Source organism: Novipirellula caenicola, assembly GCF_039545035.1.
Classification (GTDB): Bacteria; Planctomycetota; Planctomycetia; order Pirellulales; family Pirellulaceae; genus Novipirellula; species Novipirellula caenicola.
In genome coordinates this window covers 101,677-122,307 of the sequence record NZ_BAABRO010000016.1, presented here as the reverse complement: position 1 = coordinate 122,307, position 20,631 = coordinate 101,677, and the positions used below count along the sequence as shown (strand labels likewise).

At 55.7% G+C, this 20,631-nt stretch carries 15 protein-coding genes; 6 read left to right on the top strand and 9 right to left on the bottom strand.

What is annotated here, in order from left to right; translation table 11 throughout:
- Positions 1–16 precede the first annotated feature (16 nt).
- Both ABEA92_RS24385 and ABEA92_RS24380 read left to right on the top strand, forming a co-directional pair.
- Positions 17–973 (top strand): SMC-Scp complex subunit ScpB, encoded by a 957-nt coding sequence (locus tag ABEA92_RS24385; RefSeq protein ID WP_345687170.1) that lies wholly within the window; start codon positions 17–19, stop codon positions 971–973.
- A gap of 155 nt (positions 974–1,128) precedes the next feature.
- Positions 1,129–2,211, top strand: coding sequence for a hypothetical protein (locus ABEA92_RS24380; protein WP_345687168.1), 1,083 nt, complete (start codon positions 1,129–1,131; stop codon positions 2,209–2,211).
- Positions 2,212–2,499: 288 nt separating this feature from the next.
- Here ABEA92_RS24380 and ABEA92_RS24375 read toward each other — a convergent pair whose 3' ends face one another.
- Entirely contained in the window at positions 2,500–4,248 is a 1,749-nt protein-coding gene (locus ABEA92_RS24375; RefSeq protein ID WP_345687166.1) for a hypothetical protein, read from the bottom strand.
- On the bottom strand, positions 4,245–4,976 hold the full coding sequence (locus tag ABEA92_RS24370; protein ID WP_345687164.1) for a hypothetical protein: 732 nt from the start codon (positions 4,974–4,976) through the stop codon (positions 4,245–4,247). Before ABEA92_RS24370 ends, ABEA92_RS24375 begins: the two co-directional genes overlap by 4 nt.
- Positions 4,977–5,477: 501 nt before the next feature.
- Here ABEA92_RS24370 and ABEA92_RS24365 point away from each other — a divergent pair.
- Positions 5,478–7,715, top strand: a complete 2,238-nt coding sequence (locus ABEA92_RS24365) for a glycoside hydrolase family 5 protein (protein WP_345687162.1) — start codon at positions 5,478–5,480, stop codon at positions 7,713–7,715.
- Positions 7,716–7,781: 66 nt separating this feature from the next.
- On the opposite strand, the gene ABEA92_RS24360 is transcribed toward ABEA92_RS24365, so the two are convergent.
- The 7 genes from ABEA92_RS24360 to rpsB all read right to left on the bottom strand — a co-directional run bounded on the left by ABEA92_RS24360 (position 7,782) and on the right by rpsB (position 15,525).
- Positions 7,782–8,528: a sugar phosphate isomerase/epimerase family protein gene (locus ABEA92_RS24360; RefSeq protein WP_345687160.1), complete on the bottom strand. Its 747-nt coding sequence runs from the start codon at positions 8,526–8,528 to the stop codon at positions 7,782–7,784.
- Positions 8,529–8,649: 121 nt separating this feature from the next.
- Positions 8,650–9,714: a hypothetical protein gene (locus ABEA92_RS24355; protein WP_345687158.1), complete on the bottom strand. Its 1,065-nt coding sequence runs from the start codon at positions 9,712–9,714 to the stop codon at positions 8,650–8,652.
- 130 nt (positions 9,715–9,844) lie between these two features.
- Positions 9,845–11,413: a hypothetical protein gene (locus tag ABEA92_RS24350; RefSeq protein WP_345687156.1), complete on the bottom strand. Its 1,569-nt coding sequence runs from the start codon at positions 11,411–11,413 to the stop codon at positions 9,845–9,847.
- Positions 11,414–11,816: 403 nt separating this feature from the next.
- The gene (gene frr / locus ABEA92_RS24345; RefSeq protein WP_345687154.1) at positions 11,817–12,377 is read right to left on the bottom strand and encodes a ribosome recycling factor; all 561 of its coding nucleotides are present in this window, start codon (positions 12,375–12,377) and stop codon (positions 11,817–11,819) included.
- A gap of 79 nt (positions 12,378–12,456) precedes the next feature.
- The gene (gene pyrH / locus ABEA92_RS24340) at positions 12,457–13,227 is read right to left on the bottom strand and encodes a UMP kinase (RefSeq protein ID WP_345687152.1); all 771 of its coding nucleotides are present in this window, start codon (positions 13,225–13,227) and stop codon (positions 12,457–12,459) included.
- A 249-nt stretch (positions 13,228–13,476) separates the two neighbouring features.
- Positions 13,477–14,319, bottom strand: coding sequence for a translation elongation factor Ts (tsf, locus tag ABEA92_RS24335; RefSeq protein ID WP_345687150.1), 843 nt, complete (start codon positions 14,317–14,319; stop codon positions 13,477–13,479).
- A gap of 399 nt (positions 14,320–14,718) precedes the next feature.
- A complete protein-coding gene (rpsB, locus tag ABEA92_RS24330; RefSeq protein ID WP_345687148.1) occupies positions 14,719–15,525 on the bottom strand; it encodes a 30S ribosomal protein S2 in 807 nt (268 codons plus the stop codon).
- A 491-nt stretch (positions 15,526–16,016) separates the two neighbouring features.
- On the opposite strand from rpsB, the gene ABEA92_RS24325 reads away from it, so the two are divergent.
- From ABEA92_RS24325 to cysK, 3 genes are all read left to right on the top strand, one after another.
- A complete protein-coding gene (locus ABEA92_RS24325; RefSeq protein ID WP_345687146.1) occupies positions 16,017–17,921 on the top strand; it encodes a 2-oxoacid:acceptor oxidoreductase subunit alpha in 1,905 nt (634 codons plus the stop codon).
- A 72-nt stretch (positions 17,922–17,993) separates the two neighbouring features.
- Positions 17,994–19,004, top strand: a complete 1,011-nt coding sequence (locus ABEA92_RS24320) for a 2-oxoacid:ferredoxin oxidoreductase subunit beta (protein ID WP_345687144.1) — start codon at positions 17,994–17,996, stop codon at positions 19,002–19,004.
- A gap of 395 nt (positions 19,005–19,399) precedes the next feature.
- The gene (gene cysK / locus ABEA92_RS24315; RefSeq protein WP_345687142.1) at positions 19,400–20,341 is read left to right on the top strand and encodes a cysteine synthase A; all 942 of its coding nucleotides are present in this window, start codon (positions 19,400–19,402) and stop codon (positions 20,339–20,341) included.
- Positions 20,342–20,631: the final 290 nt, after the last annotated feature.

Here is a 20,631-nt window from a genome sequence, read left to right as displayed (position 1 = left end):
TGCAACAGGAAACACAATGGTGGACCCTAACAAGGATGTCGACGAACCAGCCGAAGATGATGCGCAGCTGGCGGGCGAAGTACCGGAAGTACCGAACGATGAACTAGAAACCAATGAGCTAGAGATAGAGAACGGCGAACTAGAAACCAGCGACGAGGCCGCGGGCAGTGACCACCGGACGCGAGGGGATGATGATGCGGAGGATGATGATGCGGAGGATGATAACGCGGCAGAAACGGGTGACGAGCTGTGGAACGACGACGGCGAAGAACTGTCGCTGGATGATCTCGGAGCGGCCTATGCGCGAGCCGCGGCCAAGCATGATCCCGAAGCCTTTGCTCCCAGCGAAGAGGCCACCGACGCGGCGAACGCATCGTCCGAAGACGAACTCGACGCGGCACTCGAGGATGAGGCAGAGCCTGAAGAAGACGAGCTAGTAACACCCGAGGCCATCATCGAAGGGGCGTTGTTTATTGGGCACCCTGAAAACAAGCTGATTACTGAGCAACGTCTCGCCTCGTTGATGCGTGAGGTCACTCCCGAAGAAGTGGTCGAGTTGATCGCAAAGCTGAATCAGTCTTATCGCGAAGCCGACCAGGCGCTGCGTATCGTTCGCGACGACCAAGGTTACCGGATGACGATCTCACCGGAGGTCGAGAATGTCAAACGATCATTTTTGGGCAAGATCCGCGAAGCAAAACTCGCCCAAGCCGCGATCGAGGTCTTGGCGCTTGTTGTCTACCAACCCGGCATTACCGCTCAAAAGGTTCAAGACCAACGTGGCCGTGAATGTGGTCCGCTGCTAAACCAACTTGTGCGTCGCCAACTTCTCAGCATCGAACGTAAAATTCCTGAGGAAGGCGGCCGCGCGGTCCCGCACTATTACCCGACCGAGCGATTCTTGACGCTCTTCGAACTCGAATCGCTTGACGATCTGCCGCAAGTCGAAGAAGGTCTTCGCGGTGTGACCTAACCATTCCGCAGCCAGCAAACCCCCAACAGCCATCTCCTGGTGACATCATCCGCCTGGGGACATAGCTTGTTTTTCGGGGGTTGACTTTGCGTCCGACGAGGGGAAGGATTCCTTTGGTGACGTTGCTGGTCCCTTCAATCTGGGTGAGGTGTGTGATGGTCCGCTTGGCACGCTCGGAAGTCTTCGATCCCGATGAAATCGCGATCGCTCACACTTATAATCGCACCGTCCGGCGATGCTTCTTGATGGGCGACGATCCAATCTCAGGAAAAAACTTTGATCATCGCAAAGTTTGGATTGAACAGCGATTGATTCAATTTGCAGCCGCGTTTGGCGTAGATTTACTAGGCTTCGCGATTCTCTCGACACATTTCCACTTGATTCTTCGCTCTCGCCCGGATGTGGTTGCTACTTGGAATGACAAAGAGGTGGCCCGGCGATGGATGATGATTTGTCCGCATCGCCGCAGTGCTGATGGGTTGCCGATGCCGCCGACAGAACCCGAAATTCAGTCGATCGCGGGATGTCCGGACAAATGCGGCGAGATTCGCAAGCGACTCAGCAGCATCAGTTGGTGGATGCGACTGCTCTGCCAACGTGTCGCCATGCGGGCCAACCAGGAGGACGAAGAATCGGGACATTTTTTCCAAGATCGCTTCCGTGCGACTCGGATTGCTGACGAAGCGTCGCTTCTGGCTTGCGCCGCCTACGTAGACCTCAATCCGATTCGAGCTGCGATGGCCGAAACGCTCGAACAGAGCGATCACACTTCGGTGCAGCGGCGAATCCGAGCAATCACCACTGCTCCGCAGGATGTGACCGGCGGGGACGAACCGAGCTCAACGGTTCAGAGCAACGCAATGGACCGCTTCCTTGCTCCGCTGAAGATCGATGTGCAATCCGATCCGATCGGCCCCTGCGAGAGCGAATCTGGCCAGCGTTGCAGTGACAAAGGTTTTCTGGCGATGTCGCTTGAAGACTATCTTCAAATGCTCGACTGGACGGCTCGACAGGTGGCGCCGGGCAAACGTGGGCGGACTCCTGCCAACGTGCCTCCGGTACTGAAGCGATTGGGACTAGACGCGGCCTCATGGTGCGAATTAGTCACCGACTTTGGCAAGTTGTTTTGCACGGTGGCCGGGCGACCGGAGTGTGTGGATTCGATGCGAAGTCATCGCACGCACCGCCGCTATCATTTGCGGCGACGGGCACGCGAACTACTAACCACGCTGGCTTAGCGGGTACTTGCCTTTTTCTCTTTTTGTTGCAGCGAGCGGATAGTCCTCTCCGATAAATGATGTTGCGCCCCGTCACTAACTTTCTTGCTTCACAGCGTTAGTGAAGACGCGAATTGCATCAAATTGAAGTCGAACCTCGCCAAAGATTCGCCGATTTGCCAATGCCCAGTCTATCAGGGTGAAGGAAGTTACTCCGACAAAGTGCTACGACAAAGTGCTATGTCCCTAATCTGAGAGTACAAAACACCAAGTCAACAAAATGCTATGTCCCTATGATGAGAGTAGACGCTAGTTGACTTCTGGCTCGGCGGCGATCTCTAGCCATACGGGGCTCTTCGCCGGCATTGGCACCGTGATGCGAACATTCTGAATCGCAGGGCCGCCGGGAATCGGGAGCGTGGTTTGCGGGTATTCGGCTCCACCCTGAATCTCGACCTTGATTCCGTCTTGCTTTTGGACATCAGCGGTTGGCAGCCACCAAACTTGCCGATTCGGTATGCCTTCGTATTGCCAATGACGACTCAGTCCTGGTGGGTACGCTAACTTTGTTGAGTCGGCCACATCCGTCGTCAAACTTAATCGAGTCATTTCGCGTTGACTTTCAGGCACAGCGATTCGCGGCAGCCGATTCACCGGTAACCTTCGCCATCCAAACGGTTCAGCAACCGCTCCGCGGTCACCTGCAAGCGTTGCAAAATCGATATCGGCATAGAATACGGAGAGTGGTTCACGCGACAGATTGCTCAACTCGCTGGAAGCGTCCTGAGTATCAGCCAACATTTCGATTTCACGCCAATGAAATTTTGCATCAAAACGCGTCACCAATTGGCACGCTTTCAGCGGCGGGCTATCAGGAGCGGCGTGGGGCAGAAAGCCGACCCGATCGGGGTGGGCCGCATCAAAGATGATTTCCACAATCGGTTTGGCTCCCGATGGAAAAGGTTTAAAGTGCGCAAAGATCCGCATCGTCGTACCATCTTGCTGAATCGCATTCTCGCTAATCAATTCACGCGAATAGCTTTCGTCGTATTGCGTGGGCGGGACGATCGATTCCCGCAGTGAAACAGGAATCCCATCCGAAAGATTTGCTTGGGCTTCGGGGATTTCAGCAGCGGACACATCGCGCTCCAGGATAGGGCGGACCGAGATGCCCAGCGGACAATACGGGTACCCTCCTAGGTCGTCCCCCATGACCGAACGTAGCGACGGCACAACGCCAATCAATCCAACCAAGTTCGATCGATGGGCTCGGACCACCTTGATCCCTTCGCGATGCCCGATGCCTTCGTGCCCGTGCCGCTCCTGTGGCAGGTAGAACCGAGGCGATGGCGTGGGAACAGTAGACGCAGGCGAAATCCAGAGACAATTCCCTTTACTGTCGTAGACATCGGGCACGTCCATCGATCCGTACTTTTTCAGCGGATGCTTGAGCGAGTAACGTTGTACCTTGATCTTGAGCGGCACGTCCAATGGATACGCCTTCGATTGACGTGAGACGCTGCCAGTACTTGAACTGCCATAGGACTCGATCCACGTCACAGGATGATGTTGTTGTAACACCAACTCGTCATCAATGAACACTTTACTGTGGTGCCCCGCGGCATCCTTCGTACACTTTAAATGAATGACATGCTCTCCGTCGGGCAAGGCAACGGCTTTGTAGTCTGCAGGGAACCCAACCCCATTGATTGATTCGGTGGCCAACCTCAATTCCAAATCAGAACCTGCGGGCACATGGCATCGCCAACTGTTGATATGGTTCCAAATACTTGGCAACGAGCGAACATTTAGTTTCTGGTCGTCAAGAATGATCAATTGAGTAGTCGCATACCGCATCGTCTCAATCTCGGACTCGAGCATCGGAATTTGACGCCGAGCAAAGATAACGGGCAACCACGTCGCGACCACGGTGGTCAACAACAGCAACTCGAGTAACCCAAATCGCATCCATCGGCGATTAACTGCCGCAGGTGCCACCGGTTCGCTGCCTGTCGACTCATCTGATTGCACCTGCGTGCACAAATCCGATCGGTTCATGGCATGGCTTCCTGCATCGATCCGGCCTTTCCGCGAGCCCAAGTGTCAAAGGCGTCGCTGTGTTTGTCGCTGTAGAGGTAGACCACGAGTCCTGGATACAAGTCGGCCTCGGGATCGCCATTTCGCTTCTTTGCAAGACTCTTTTCACGCAGTCGAAACAAACAGATTGCCTCGTCGATTTCAAAAGTACGGGTGGCCTGTTCGGGCGTTACCGGCACGTCGATGACGAGATCCTCAAGTGCATCGATTACGAATTCGTCAGGCATGGTCGCCGTACTGGAACTGCCTCCGGTAGTGCGACAGAACATCCATTTGCCGTCGGCGTGAATCAGTGCGATCGTCACAAGCACTTCCTCGGCTTGGGAATTTGAACCGCTCCAACTTCCACCCGAACTGCCACGACCGCGTGGCGAATCCGCCGTCACCAATCCACGCTGAGTTTTATAACGCTGACCATAGTTCGCCGGAATGTGGATGCGGTATTGCCACACATACGCTTGGTCCACCCCCGGCGGGATATCCTCCTGCAAGTAAGAAACAGACGCGATGGCCACCTTCGTCGGATCTTCGACGTCTAACAATCCCACCTGCTCGCGCAACTCCGCGTGCGTGTGGCGGAGCCGAGCCAGTTGCCGGCTATATCCAATCGATCCCGCCACGCCGAGGATGGCTGCGAGCAACAGCGTGATGCGGATCAGCCGAAGCGGTCGTGAGCTCGTCGCAAACAAACAGTAATCCGACAAAACGAGGTAAAGCGAACAGTTCAGATAAACAATCCAGCTGAATCATGACGTTTGGTTCACAGCAGGGCACACGCGTCACGAACGGACCGATCATTCTAACAGCCATCGCTGCGAGGGTGGGGCCGCAGTGGCGAATAGAGACTAGGTGACATCACAAGCAATCAAGGCTGGCTAACATCGGCGTCATCGGTGGCAGACCACCATTGGCCGAACAACGCGTTCATCGCGGCGATGTTCAAGAGACAGATAGGGATGACCAGGATGTGAAGGCGGTCAGGGATGACGGTCAACGCGGCGAGCATTTTCAGGTCATAGCTAAACTCGTGCCTCAGTTTCGGAGGGCATACGCAATGAAACGAAAGTCGTTGGCGACTTTCGCTACGGGCGATCGTCCAAGTGACTTGCGATTGCTGGTAAATTAAGATGCTTCAGTTAAAGTGATCCTCAAAACTTCCCGATGCAACGCGTCCGAAACAAGTTGAAGCCATGATGCAAATCCACCGATCATTCGTGACGTTGCTGTCGCTACTACTTGTAAGTCTATTGACAGCGGAGTCGCAGGCTCAATCCACGCCAGCGGGGGCACTGATTCCCAATGGCCAATTCGAATTGGATCAAGATGGCGACCAATGGCCCGATGGCTGGGCCAAGGTCAACTCAGGCGGAAAGTGGGTCGAAGAAGACGGCAACCACTTTGTGCGAATGACCAGCCCATCGCCTGGAACGATGGTGATGATGTATCAGGAGATTGCCATTCCGGCGGGTGTCGAGGCGATCGAATTTTCGTGGAAGCAGCGGATTCGTGGACTCAAAGTCGGAAAGCAGTCGTGGTTCGACGCCCGCATCCTGATGGAGTTTTTGAACGCATCGCGTGAAAAGGTCACCCCAACGCCGCGGGCACCGGCATCGCGTAGCGATACCGATGGTTGGGTTGAAAAGAGTTCGACGTTCCTGGTGCCTGAAGACGCGAAAACACTAAAGTTCATGCCATGTCTCTTTCAGGTTCACTCCGGCACATTCGATTTGGATGACGTCGTCCTACGCAGCGTGGACGCCACACCGATTCGACGCGAAGCCGAGGCCGCTGCAGCAGAGCGACAAGAGAAGCTTGCGGCCGATGCAGCGAAACGCAGGTCGAAAGCGGCGAGCGTGCTGGCCGAACACCGTTCACTGATTACCAATGGCGACTTTGAAACGGACGCGAAATCCGACGGCTGGCCGGACGATTGGGGGCGATTGAAAGTCGGCGGAAGCTGGGAACAAGAGCAAGACAATCACTTCTTGCGACTGAAGTCCCCGGCGCCGAACACCATGGTCATGGCGTATCGCACCATCGATCTTCCTGCCGCGACCGAAGCACTTGAGTTGACATGGCGTCAGCGTGTGACCGGTCTGAAAAAGGGCACTTCGCCTTGGTTTGATGCGCGGATCATGATGGAGTTTTTAGGGGTCGATGGAAAGAAGCTGAAGCAGTCACCCTCACCTCCGTATTCGCAAAAAGACACCGATGGCTGGACCGACCGCAGCACTCAGTTCTTAGTTCCCGAGGACGCATTGACGTTGGTGTTGATGCCAAGTTTGTTTCAGGTGCAATCGGGCACACTCGACCTGGATGACTTTGCACTCCGACCTGTTAGCCCGGACGCGTTGATCGCTGCGGCCAAGCAGCGTGAAGCGGAAGCAAAGGCTCGCTATGTTCCACCGGAACAACCCAAGCGGTCGAATTGGCCAAGCGAACTGCGTGTGGTGGGCAACCGATTGCACGACACAAACGGTCACGAAGTATGGCTGCAAGGCGTCAACGCGGGCGGCTTAGAAACATTGCCCCACGATCGTCAAGTGATCAAGTCCGTTGTGGTCGCCATCGACCAGTGGCACGCCAACTGTGTTCGCGTCCCCATGAACGAAGCGTTCTGGTATGGCAAAAGTGCGTACCAGAAAGATGGCGGCAAAGAGTACCGCGAAATCATCGACCAAATCATCACATTGGCCGCTAACCGCGGCGTGTATGTCGTGATTGACCTACATCGTTTTCGTGCACCGAAACAGGAACACGCCGAATTTTGGAACGATTTTGCTAAACGCTATCGCGACCACCCCGCCGTGCTGTTTGATGTCTTCAACGAACCTCACGGTGTGTCATGGGAACAATGGCGTAGCGGCGGATGGATTGGCGAAAAGTCGGGGACGGATGAGTCGGCATTCCTGAGCGACGAAGTGAAAAAGAAGAATCAAGGATTCCACTCCATCGGCATGCAAGGACTCGTCGATGCGGTTCGCGGGACCGGTGCCAAAAACATCATCATCGCCGGAGGAATCTTCTGGTGTAACGATCTGTCCGGAATCACTCGCGGATACGCGCTGGACGACAAAACCGGCAACGGCATCATGTATTCCTGGCACACCTATAACTGGCACACCGATTGGGAAGACAAGATGCTGGCGACGGCGGCACAGCATCCTATTTTCTTAGGCGAAGTCGGGGCCGACACCAAGAAGATGGACTTCGTTCCGGCGGATGATCAAGAAGACCCGTATACGTGGGTCCCCGATATGTTGGGATTTATCCAGAAACATCGCCTCCATTGGACCGGATGGTGTCTGCACCCAAAAGCCTCGCCAGTGATGATTTCCGATTGGAGCTACACTCCAACACCGTACTGGGGCGAGTTCGCGAAGCAGGCACTGTCTGGCCGCAAATTTCCGCTGAATAAGACGCGGTAAGCGAAATGCGTCTCACCCTCGATGACGCCGCATGCGTGATGCGGCGGATCGAATGGTGCGACGCGACTAGATCAACGTTTCGAGCAAACGGCGTAGCTTTCGCAGTTCCACACGATGATCGAGCCCTTCGATCGGCGACATGTGCACCGTCAACGCGCGGTCGTACTTCTCACGTTCCAATTGGGTCACCAATTTTCCGTAATCCACCTCGCCTTGTCCCACGCTGACTTGGAATGCATCAGGACGTGTGTCGCGAAGATGGACATTGCAAACGAACTTCAAAATCTTGTCCAAGTTCTTGGTGTTCGCTTTGCCCGCGATATAGACGCTGGGGTCAAAGGTCACCCCCAGTCCGTCGACGTTGTTGCACAACACCATCAATGTATCGGGGTCTTCGCTTAAACACCCTAATTGGCAGCGAACCGCCACTCGGGCGCCTTCGGTTTCGGCAACCTTGACCAACTTTTGAAGGTGTTCCACTTCTTCGTTAAACGGGGTTCCAAGCTCAGCCGATGGGACGGTGATGTTGACCACCTTGGTCGCTTTGGCAATGCGACAGATCTCTTTGAAATCAGCGTAGTGCTGGTCGCCAGTCGATGCGAGCTGGACACTGTATCCCGAGATATCCATGCGGTGCGAGCTTCGCAGAATCTGCGCCGCCCGATCGACGTCGGTCACCAAGTCGCTCGGTTTGATCTTTCCCGATTCGTGAAGCGCGATTTCAACGGCAGTGAACTCCAAATCCTGGAGCACTTCGATTGCTTCGCGTAATTCCATTTCGGGCCAACATTCTGTCGAAGCAGCAACAATCATAAGAGCATCCTATCCCGTTGTTCTATCAAGAGCGTATTCACGCGTATTATTTTCGTTTTTTACAGCTTACAAAGAAATCGGGTTCCAGCAAAACCCCGGTCGCCGCTGCCGAGCAGAGGTTCTAGGAATTGCGGTGTTTCTTAAGCGATTCGCTGACTCGCTTCAAAATCACCCGGTCCTGGTGACTCAGCGAATCAGGCCCCTGATCGTGTAACCGCTCGAGGATCTGGTCCAGTTTGGTGGCGTCAACGGCTTCATCATGCTCGCGTTGTAACGCTCGCCGCGCTCGCCGACGGGCGAACCATCCCCACAGCCGCTCGCGAAGCCGGTCAGGCGGTGGCAGCTCTTCGCCCGATTCCAATTCCACCGATCGCTCCCACAACGACTCAATCAGCTGCCGCGACCTTGCCACGCTAGCCGTTCGAATCAATGCAAATGCTAGCAACAAGAATAATGGCCAACGTGGCATGATCAGCGGTTGATCGAACCGCATCGTCGCGATCGCGACACCGACCATCAGAAGACTGATCCCTAATAACATGCGGTGCAGCAGAATGGCGGCGACCGCCGGCGACAATTTGGGACCGACCGTGACTATCAGCGATGCAATCAAATGACGCCCTAACGTCATCCGCAGCGGGTAGAGTTGTCCCACCGCTTGCAGCCAGAACAGCCACCCCGAAAAGTGCAGCATCGAATCCGCGGGCGTCATCCCCAGCCCAGGAATCGCGAACAGTCCTGCGTCGTCCACCGAGGCAGCAGCCTCGGTGGACTTTGCGATCGCAATCAACCCTGCTCCGACGCCAACGAGCGCCGCAAGTGTCGCAATTGCCGCGGACGAGGTTCGCTTGGCGGTCATCGCGCCTTGATGCCATCCGATGCCGACCAAACTAAATGAGAGCACGACGTCGCGGCGAACCGCAAACCCCGCATAGATGACCGCTTGAATGAACCATCCAACGATCCAAACGACCGAACCCACCAGGGAAGCGAGTGCCAGGTCTTGGTTGCCAGGTCCGCTTCCCACAATCGTGATCACTCCCGCGATCGCAGCGGTGGCAAACAGCACCCAATACGACAACGCCAATGGATGCCCCCACAGTTTGCCAATCGGCACCGACGCATGAGGCAACTCGGTCGCCACCGGTTCCGTATCGCCGTTAGGGTAGGGGGCCATCTTTGGCATTGCTAATTAATCGCACTCAGGGTTGTGTGGGGGACAACAATGACAAGCCGCCTGTGGATTGCACGCGGTTCTTGGATGACTCGGTTTGCTTCGCTTTCACGACGTAGGGGGCGACACGATCCGTGCCGAACTACTTTGCTTGGTCGCTTGTTTTGGTCGTAGGCGGTTCACTGACTTCTTGTCCAATGGCATAGGCCAACCGGCCGATCATGGCAAAGTAAACGAATGCCATTCCCACGGTCAAAAAGATGCCTCCCACCGCTGCAACCGGCGAGGGCAACGTCGAGGAAACGGCATAAGTCAAGAATAAGGCAAAAAACATAATCGCGGCAGTGAAATAAAGTCCTCCCCAAGCCTCTTGGGCGCGGGTCACACTGCGGGCCACTTCGGCTGAAAACGGCGTCAACGGACTGTTGCTATCGAGCATCGACAGCAACACAAAGGGAAAGAAGATGTACAGCGACAGCATCGTCAGTGCGGCGGTAAGCAACGATTGCCCAAACACAAATTGAGCGAGCCCGTAGACGGGAATGATGGCAAAGCCGGCAGCAGAGAACACCTCGATCAAATTCTCGAGCCACCCCATCGGATCGAACACAGGCCATTCGCTGACCTTGTCTTCTCCGTTGGCAATCGACTGCAGGATGGCGAAGCCACAACTGACCACCACCAATCCGAACACGATTCCCGCCGGCACCAAGGCAATCTGTAAAACGCGGACTTCCGATGCCAAGACCACGATCGCGGGGACCGATGCGATCAGCGACAATGCGACCCAGTGAGCGAGCACGCCAAGGTCACGAAAAATACCAAAGATGTCCGCCAGCCATCCGCTGATGCTGGGGATGTCGTCGTCATGTTTTTGTACCCGTTCTTCGACTCGCGATGCTTCGTCAAGCAATTGCTGAGCGGATTTACGGTAGGGATCCGAGCGGCGATCGGACGACGAAACCTGCGACGCCTCGAAGGCAAACGTAGCGGCGTTGTCGATGTCGATCACGACCTTTTTGGGCACCCGCGGAGGCTGACGGACTCGGATCGGAGAATGGCAATCATTGCACTTGATCGTCTTTCCCGCTTGGCTGGCGTGGACCATCCGCTGCGATCCGCAGGTCAAACATTGCACGCGGTACTCGGTGGCGTATTCCACCGCCGCCGGCTTGGTTCCCAATTCGGCAGCCAGGTCCATCTCGTCACCGACGATGTTCTCGTCGCCAAGTTCGATCACATCATCGTCGTTTGCGGAATTGTCTTTAGCGGAGGACGCCGAAGGGGGATTGACCGGGGTGGGGAGAACCGGGGCAGGCCGTGGCGCTCCGACGGGCGGCCGAGACAGCGCCGGGCGAAGGACAAACGGATCATCTCCGTCGTCGATGCTTGCCGATTTCGGCTTGGGGACCGATTCCACCGTCGAAGCAAACTCGTCCAACTCGGCAGCAAACTCTCCGAGCAACAAATCGTCGTCGGGCTGAGAATCGTCGTCATCGCGAACATTGTCGCTGGAGCGATCCGATCGTCGCGGTGGGTTCTTTTCGCTGGGCCCCGCGGAAAGTGGATTCGCTGGAACGGGATCGGTGTCCAGCGTCAACCAATCGTCGGCATCATCGCTGGTCGTTGCACTTAAACCGGGAGCCAGAAACGCGGTAGCACAATGAGGACACGAGACACGCTGTCCGGCCGAACGATCTGGGATCGACACGGACTTACTACAGCGAGGACAGATCAGAGATAAGGGCATGGAACACACGAGGCGTTGGCCGAGGTTGGAAAGGAGGAATGTCGAGCACAATTTGAGAAAAAGCCCATCCTCTCATTCTATCCTGCCCGGCGGCCCGCTTCGCCTGGGTCGCCTCGATTTTCACCCGATTGGCGGAGGCGGATTCGGCCCATGCTTAGAAAACACGTGCCTGGAAACCATGCTCCGAAAGCATCTCTAAAAATTCGCCGCCGGCCAACGGCCAATGCCATCTGCACTGGGCAGCGGTGCGGCGCGAGGCCCGCCCGACTGCGTCGAAAAAACGTTCGAAATTTATCGGGCGGCTCACGCCGCACCGATAAAAAATTGAAAAACGAGCCAACCATCCGCCGCAGCATTGCTGCGACTAGCTGTCGAGCACTTCGGATTCGCGACTTTTGGCCAGCTCAGCTGCCTGCGTCTCGTATTTCTTGGTCAACTCTTGGACGTCTTCCTTCATACGATCGCGATCGTCCTCAGAGATCTCTTTGGCCTTTTCCGCGTTATCGATCGCCTTGTTGGCATCACGACGGATGTTACGAATCGCGACCTTGGATTCTTCGGACAATTCCTTGATCCGCGAAACCATTTTCTTTCGCACCTCGGTGGAAAGCGGTGGCACATTCAAACGAATGATGCGTCCGTCATTTTGCGGGTTCAACCCCAAGTCGCCAGCGACAATCGCCTTTTCAATTTCTTTGATCGTGCCTGCATCGTAGGGGCGGATCACGATCTGCTGGGGCTCAGGGGTTCCGATCGAAGCAAGCTGCTTGAGCGGAGTTGCCGAACCGTAGACTTCGACTTTCAACGAGTCCACCAAGCCTGGGTTCGCACGTCCTGTGCGGATCCCGGCCAAGTTATGGCTGAGAACGGAGATCGCTTTTTCCATACGTTCTTCGGCATCGAGAAGCACATCATCGGTGGACATCTTGCATCCTTGGGAATTGGGTAACAGTGGGGAAGACTAGAGATAGTTATTATGTAACACGAGCCATCGGAGGCGGCGGCTAATTTTTCTTTTCAGCGCCGATCCATGTTCCGACGTTTTCGCCAGAGATGGCTCGAACGATGTTTCCATTCTTTTTAAAGTTAAAGACCACAATCGGCTTTTTGTGTTCGCTGCACAGGGCGATCGCGGTGGCATCCATCACTCGCAAGTTCTTTTCCATCACGTCGCTATAGGTTAGCGATTCGTACAGTACGGCATGCGGATTCTTTTCTGGGTCGTCGCTGTAAACGCCGTCCACGCGAGTCGCTTTGAGCACCACGTCGGCTTCGATTTCAAGCGCTCGCTGCGCCGCAGCGGTGTCGGTGGTGACAAACGGGTTCCCGATCCCGGCGGCAAGGATCACGATTCGGCCGCGGTTCAAATGACGCAGTGCACGACGGCGGATAAAGGTCTCGGCGATCTTGTCGGTGGGGATTGCCGACATCACCCGAGTCTGCAATCCGTGTGCTTCCAGCGCGTCTTGCATGGCCAACGAGTTGATGATCGTCGCCAGCATCCCCATGTAATGCGCAGTCGCCTCGTGGACCATCGAATTGCTGCCGGAAAATTGGGCGCCGCGGAGGATATTGCCACCGCCGATCACGATCGCAATTTGGCAGCCGGTATCGTGCGCTAATTTGATTTGGCGAGCGATCTCGCCCGATTCTTCGCCACTGATTCCGCGTCCGCCCGAATCAGCGAGACTCTCGCCGCTGAGCTTCAAGACGACGCGTTTGTAGTGCAAGTGAGATTGGACGTCGGAGCCATCCGACTGGGGAGCGTCAGACATGGTGTGAGAGACTTTCGCGTTGATAAAGCGGGGGCAGTTGAAAACCAGAGCGTTGTTCGTGTGTCAGCAGTGCCAGGATCGGCCAGCAGTGCCAGGATCGCGGATATCGCGAATCTGCTTGGCCCTGGCATTTTGCTTGTGCCTAGCATAACGGAAAGTATACGAAAAAACCTCGCCGGTCCGATGGGGGACAAGCGAGGTTATCGTGGTTTGCAGTGACCACCGCGTCGGTGGCAATGCGAGGCGGGATTAGGCGTCGACTTTTTCGCCGATGACCCAGTGCCAGTAATTCTTGACGGTCATGCCGTTGGCTTTGGCGTATTCGCCGACCGATTGCTTGTCGTCTTTGACAAACGGCTGCTCAAGCAAGCAGCGTTCGGCATAGAACTTTTGCATCCGGCCATCGACCATTTTTTCGGCGATGTTTTGTGGTTTGCCTTCGGCGATGGCAGCTTCCAACAAAACTTCTCGCTCGCTGGCGACAACCGCAGGATCGATCGAATCCTTGCTCAAGCTTTCTGGACGCATCGCAGCGATGTGCATCGAAACGTCTTTTGCAGCTTCGTCGTTGCCGCCTTCGATTTCGACCAAAACACCCGCGGTGGTTCCGGCGTGGTGCATGTAGCCGCCGCAAGTGCCTTCGACGCGGATCATCCGTCCGACCTTGAAGACTTCGCGGATGCGGTTGAACATGTCTTCTTTTTGAGTCGCCAAGGTCGTGCCAGGTTGCGAAGGCGAGTCTTGGGCAAGCAATTCTTCAGCGTTGGCGGCACCTGGACCGGTCGCGTATTGCTGAGCCAAGTCCGCAGCCAATTGCACGAACTGCTCGTTGGTCGTCACAGGAGCGCTTTCGCAAAGCAATTCAACCATCGCGCCGACCTTTTTGTCGGTACCGATGTAAAGGCCGAAACGACCAAATGCGGTTTCGCGATCGCTACGCTTGTCGGCGAGAGCTTGGCCTTTTTTACGAAGTAGCTCAACCGCCTTTTCTTCGTCGCCACCCGCTTCGGTCAACGCTTTTTTGCAGTCCATCATCGGCAATCCCGTACGCTCACGGAACGCCTTCACCGCTGCCGCAGTGATATCAGCCATCTCTTCATCTCCAACGTATAAAAAACAGTTTGTATGGTTGCTTGCCATCTTCGCAAGAGCCAGTTCGCTCTCATTCACCGACAAGCTTTAGGCACATGCCATTTTTGAACAAGCGACTTCGGGCTTTTATCGCAATTATCGCTATTTCTTAATCATCCTCACACCGATCGTAGGGTGAGGGACCGCGGGCAACGGTGGCCGCAGTGGTTGGACAGCGACGCGTTTGTGAACAAGCCGCGGGCCCGCACTACGGCCGATTTGCCAGCAAGCCGCTTCGCGACTTACGAGTCTTGGGGCGGCTGCCATGCCAAGCGGTGGAAGGGGCCCTCTGAAAAAACGAGAGCCCGCACAACCTGGGGATCCCAATCGGATCCCCTTCAAAACAAGGATCGTAAAAAACTAGCCTTCGGTAGCAGGCGATTGAGCCTCGTCCGACTTCGTTGCTGCCGCAACCATCTCTGCTTCCGTGCCGGTTGGCTTGGTTTGCTGAGGCTCGGGGCTGCTTTCGGTCGCAGTTTGTCCCTTGCCTGCGATTACCGCGTCGGCAAGTTGCTTCATGATCAATTCGATGCTGCGGATACCATCGTCGTTACCAGGAATCGGCAAGTCGACTTGAGTTGGATCGCTATCGGTATCGATCAACGCCACGGTGGTGATGCCAAGGCGTTTTGCTTCGCGAATCGCGTTACGCTCTTTGCCTGGGTCCACGATGAACAAACACTCGGGCAATCGGTTCATTGTTCGCAAACCGTTCAAGTTACGGTACATCTTGCGATGTTCGCGGTTCAGCGCCGATTGCATTTTCTTGCTGTAGTTGTCCATGGCGCCGGTTTGACGCATGTTTTCCAATTCTTCCAAACGGCCAAGTCGGCTGCGAATGGTACGGAAATTGGTCAACGTGCCGCCCAACCAACGCTCGCTGACGAATGGCATTCCACAGCGGAGCGATTGCTCTTCGACCGCTTCGCCTGCTTGACGCTTGGTTCCGACGAACAGGATCAAGCTGCCGCCAGCCGCAACTTGGCTGAGGTATTTCTTGGCACGCAGCAATCCACGAAGGGTTTCGCGGATGTCCATGATGTGAATCTGGTTCTTGCGACCGAAGATGTACGGAGCCATCTTCGGGTTCCACAAGCTGGTGCGGTGACCGAAATGGACACCGGCTTCGATCATTTCTTGAACGATAGGACTGGATGGAGTGGACATCGAGCGAAATTTTTCCTTTTCAGAAGTGGACCGTCTGCGGGCACGAGAATCACGAGCGAATCGATCGCCACGCATTCCAGAGCATTCGAGGCTGCCGACCTAGCGGCAACCGCACACACCCTTCGTCCCATCTTGCAAGCGGCAAAAAAGTGAGAAAGCTACGACACAAGACCGTCGCCGCAGCTAAGCGAAGTGCGGAGGTTAACGGAATCGCGACATTTGAGCAAGGGAGTAGGTTTTATCGTCAGAAGTCGCGAAAATATTGCAATCAATCCGAATCATGACGGCGACAAAATGTCGCGATCCTGAACTCGTTTTTTTCTTTTCTGTCTTATTTTCAGAGAAAGCGTCGAGGTGGACATTACGTTTCGATGCCCAAAATATAGAATTCGGATAAGTTTGCGAATCCGAATGATCGATACAAACACTATATCTTCACTCAATACATCCATTCCCAATGGAGGTGCGTTTCTACGCATCCAGCGAAGCTCATGACGGCCTCTCCGACCACTTTAAAAGACGTATCAACCGTTTCCGGCATTACCGTTCGCCTGGCAGGCGACTCCGGTGACGGGATGCAGCTACTCGGCACCCAATTGACCAACACTAGCGCGTTGGCGGGGAATGACGTGGCCACTTTCCCCGATTTTCCCGCGGAAATCCGCGCCCCACGGGGTACCCGTGCCGGCGTTAGCGGTTTCCAAGTCCGTTTTGCCAGCGAAGAAATCTTCACTCCCGGCGACCACCTTGATGCGTTGGTGGTGATGAATCCGGCCGCGATGGTCACCAATTTGGGCGATCTACGCAAAGGCGGCATCCTGATCGCCAACGAAGACGGCTTCAACGAAAAAGAATTCAAACTCGCCAAAGTCGAGTCGAATCCGCTGGACGCCAGTGTGATCGAAGAGGTTTACCGAGTGATCAAGGTGCCGATGACCACGCTGACGCGTGATGCGGTTGCGGCCCATGGTTTGAGCCAAAAAATCGCCGATCGCTGCAAAAACTTCTTTGCGATGGGGTTGGTGTATTGGTTGTTTGGCCGCTCGCTCGACCCGACGCTGCGTTTCATCCAAGACAAATTCGGCAAGAAACCTGATATCGCGGCGGCGAATGAAGCAGCCTTGCGAGCCGGATGGGCATACGGCGAAACGACCGAAGCATTTGGCGAAAGCTATCAAGTCGAGGCGGCGGAACTTGAAAAAGGCACCTACCGCAACATGATGGGCAACCAAGCGCTGGCCTGGGGCTTGGTCGCCGCATCAAAACTCAGCAGCAAAGACATGTTCTATGGCACGTATCCGATTACGCCTGCCAGCGACATTCTGCACGAGCTGACACGATTCAAGAACTTTGGCGTGAGAACATTCCAAGCCGAAGACGAAATCGCTGCGGTCTGCGCCACGATCGGAGCCGCGTTTGGTGGCACGATGGCGGTCACCGCCAGCAGCGGGCCCGGCATTGCGCTGAAAGCCGAAGCAATGGGCCTCGGCATGATGCTCGAACTACCGATGATCGTGATCAACGTTCAACGGGGTGGCCCAAGCACGGGGCTGCCAACGAAAACCGAGCAGAGCGATTTGCTGCAATGCATGTTCGGCCGCAATGGCGAATCTCCGCTGCCAATCCTGGCCCCTCGATCGCCCGGCGACTGCTTTGACATCGCCGTCGAAGCCTGGCGAATTGCAACCGAATGCATGTGCCCGGTCGTGATCTTGTCCGATGGCTATATCGCCAACGGCAGCGAGCCATGGAAGATCCCCGATGTGGCGAAGCTTCCCAAAATCGAGGTCAAACACCCTGAAGGATCGGATCCGGACGAGCCGTTCATGCCGTATGCACGCGACGAAAACTTGGCGCGTCCGTGGGCAATCCCAGGTACCCCCGGGCTAATGCATCGTCTCGGTGGACTGGAAAAAGAAGATGGAACCGGGAACGTCAGCTACGACCCGGCGAACCATCAACACATGACGGACACGCGGGCTGCGAAAGTCAACCGGATTGCCGAACGAATCCCCGACCAAGATGTGTACGGCGAAACGAGTGGCGATGTCTTGTTGATTTCGTGGGGCGGAACCTATGGGGCCTGTCACACCGCGGTTCGCAATTGCCGCAAAGCAGGCCACTCGGTCAGCCACGCCCACTTGCGTTACATCAACCCCATGCCAAAGAACCTGGGCGAACTGATGAAAGGGTTCAATAAGGTGATCGTGCCTGAGTTGAACACGGGACAGTTGCGAATGCTGCTGCGAGCGAAGTACTTGGTCGACTGCATCGGCGTCAACAAGATCCAAGGCAAACCATTCGCAGTTAGCGAGTTGGTCGAAGCGATCCAAGAGCACGTTTCGACCGCAAAAGGTGGCAAGTCCGAATCCGACGTGCGAAGCAAAGCGGGTTAACGAGCACGGACCGCTCGAGTCACCCGATTTCGTTCCCCCTTTAGCAACATACTTAATTCGAATCTTTCTGAAATGAATCTTCCTGTTTTAAAAGCGGCCGACTTTGCTTCGGACCAAGACGTTCGTTGGTGCCCCGGATGCGGCGACTATTCGATCTTGGCACAAATGAAAAAAGTGCTCCCCGAGTTGGGCGTGCCTCGCGAAAAAACCGTGTTCATCAGCGGGATTGGCTGCAGCAGCCGATTCCCCTACTACATGAACACCTATGGAATGCACAGCATTCATGGTCGTGCACCCACGTTCGCCACGGGGCTGAAATCGACTCGGCCTGACTTGATGGTTTGGGTCATCACGGGCGACGGCGATGCGTTGTCGATCGGTGGCAATCACTTTATCCATTGCCTTCGCCGAAACCTCGACATCAACATCGTGCTGTTTAACAACCGCATCTACGGTTTGACCAAAGGACAGTACAGCCCAACCAGCACTGAGGGGCAAGTCACCAAGAGCACCCCAATGGGCTCGATCGACCATCCGCTGCATCCGTTGTCGGTCGCCCTTGCGGCCGAAGCAACGTTTGTCGCGCGAAGCATCGACGCCCACGTCAAACACCTTGGCGAGACGCTCAAGCGAGCGGCCGAGCACAAAGGCACGTCGCTCGTCGAGGTCTACCAAAACTGCAACGTGTTCAACGACGGCGCGATGGCTTACGCCCAAGAACGCAAGCAACGGGCTGAAAACGTGGTGGAGCTCGAACATGGCAAACCGCTGATCTTTGGCACCAACAACGACAAAGCCGTGCGTTTGGTCGGCAACCACCTTGAAGTGGTCAACGTGGCCGATGTGCCTGCGGACGATTTGCTGATTCATGACGAAAAGGAAATGAATCCGTCGATCCAAATGATGCTGGCTCGGATGCGGTACCCCGAAATGCCCGAACCCATTGGCGTTCTGCGGGCCGTCGAAGGGGTCGCCACCTACAACGAACAGATCAATGACCAAGTCACCCTTGCCAAACAGAAAAAAGGCGAGGGAGACCTGCAGGCCCTGTTCAACTCGGGCGATACCTGGGAAGTCGCCTAAGGGCCAAGTCATAGACAAATTCAGGGGCAGCCCAAACGAAACGGTTGACGGTTCGTTGGTTTTGCGAGCGGCTCGCGTGTGAGCGGGGCCGGCTCGGGAATCAGTGCTCGGGCAATTAAAACCCGACCGAACCTTTGCTATCCGGGCCCTGACGGGCGCCGGATCACCACGGCCGTTTCCATTTCGATAAAATCAACCATCCGTTGATCACATCGGCTACCACCGCCCCTTCACTCTTGATCTCAGACACATGATGTTGCCTGGACGATTCGCAATCGCCCAGGCAAATTGATTGCCAGCCAATCAGGCTGCGTTTGCGTGTGTGCAAAATTGCCCAACCACAATTGGCTCACTCGCCCGTTCTATCCGTTGCAACTCTTAATTTGGAAATTGATATGCCTCGCGGAAAAACTTATTCGGACGCTTCCAAAGCCATCGGCGATACCCCGATGATCCAAATCAATCGACTGGTTCCTGCGGATGGCGCGACGGTGTTTGCGAAATGTGAATTCTTCCAACCGCTGAACAGCGTCAAAGACCGAATTGGCGTCGCGATGATCGAAGCGGGCGAACGAGACGGCAAGATCAACAAAGACACACACATCATCGAACCGACCAGCGGTAACACCGGAATCGCGTTGGCGTTTGTCTGTGCGGCCAAAGGCTACAAATTGACGCTGACCATGCCCGAATCGATGTCAGTCGAACGCCGCGCCTTGCTGCGTGCGATGGGAGCCACGTTGGTGTTGACCCCGGCGGCCGAAGGCATGAAGGGAGCGATCAACAAGGCAGGCGAACTGGTTAGCGAAAACAGCAACGCCTACATGCCACAGCAGTTCGAAAACCCTGCGAACCCCGCGATCCACGAAGCCACCACCGGCCCTGAAATCTGGGCCGATAGCGGCCAGAACATCGATGTCTTGGTTGCGGGTGTCGGTACCGGCGGAACCATCACCGGAGCGGCTCGCTATCTGAAAAAGCAAAACCCGAACTTCAAAGCGATCGCAGTCGAGCCGATCCACTCGCCCGTCATCAGTGGTGGCGAGCCGGGGAAACACCGCATCCAAGGGATCGGTGCCGGATTTATTCCTAAAAACCTCGACACCTCGATTGTTGACGAAGTGATCAAAGTCGATGACGAAGACGCGTTCGAGTGGGGCCGCCGGCTAGCCAAAGAAGAAGGCATCGTGGCGGGGATCAGCAGCGGAGCGAACATGTGGGCTGCAGCTCAAGTCGCCGCTCGCCCGGAAATGAAAGGCAAGCGGATCGTCACGATCATGTGCAGCCTTGGTGAACGCTACCTCAGCACGCCGCTGTTCGGCGATCTGGGAATGTAGTCGCGCACTCCGCGGACCTCACAAAAACCAACCGCTCGCCGCTGCTGCATGTATACTGCAGCGCGGCGTGATCGCGATGCCATCCGCCCTCGATGCCAACGGGGCGGTTTTCCATAGCGGGGCATCGTCACCGCAACCGCCGCAGAAAAATTATGTCGGCGCACAAAAAAAGGCCTAGGTCTTTGCCCCCCGGTGCGACGAATCTGATTTCGAACGTCGCTGAGCTAAAGACCTAGGCCCGAATGCGGTGCTAGAATACGAACCGGCGTTTTGCCCCACACAATGGTGTG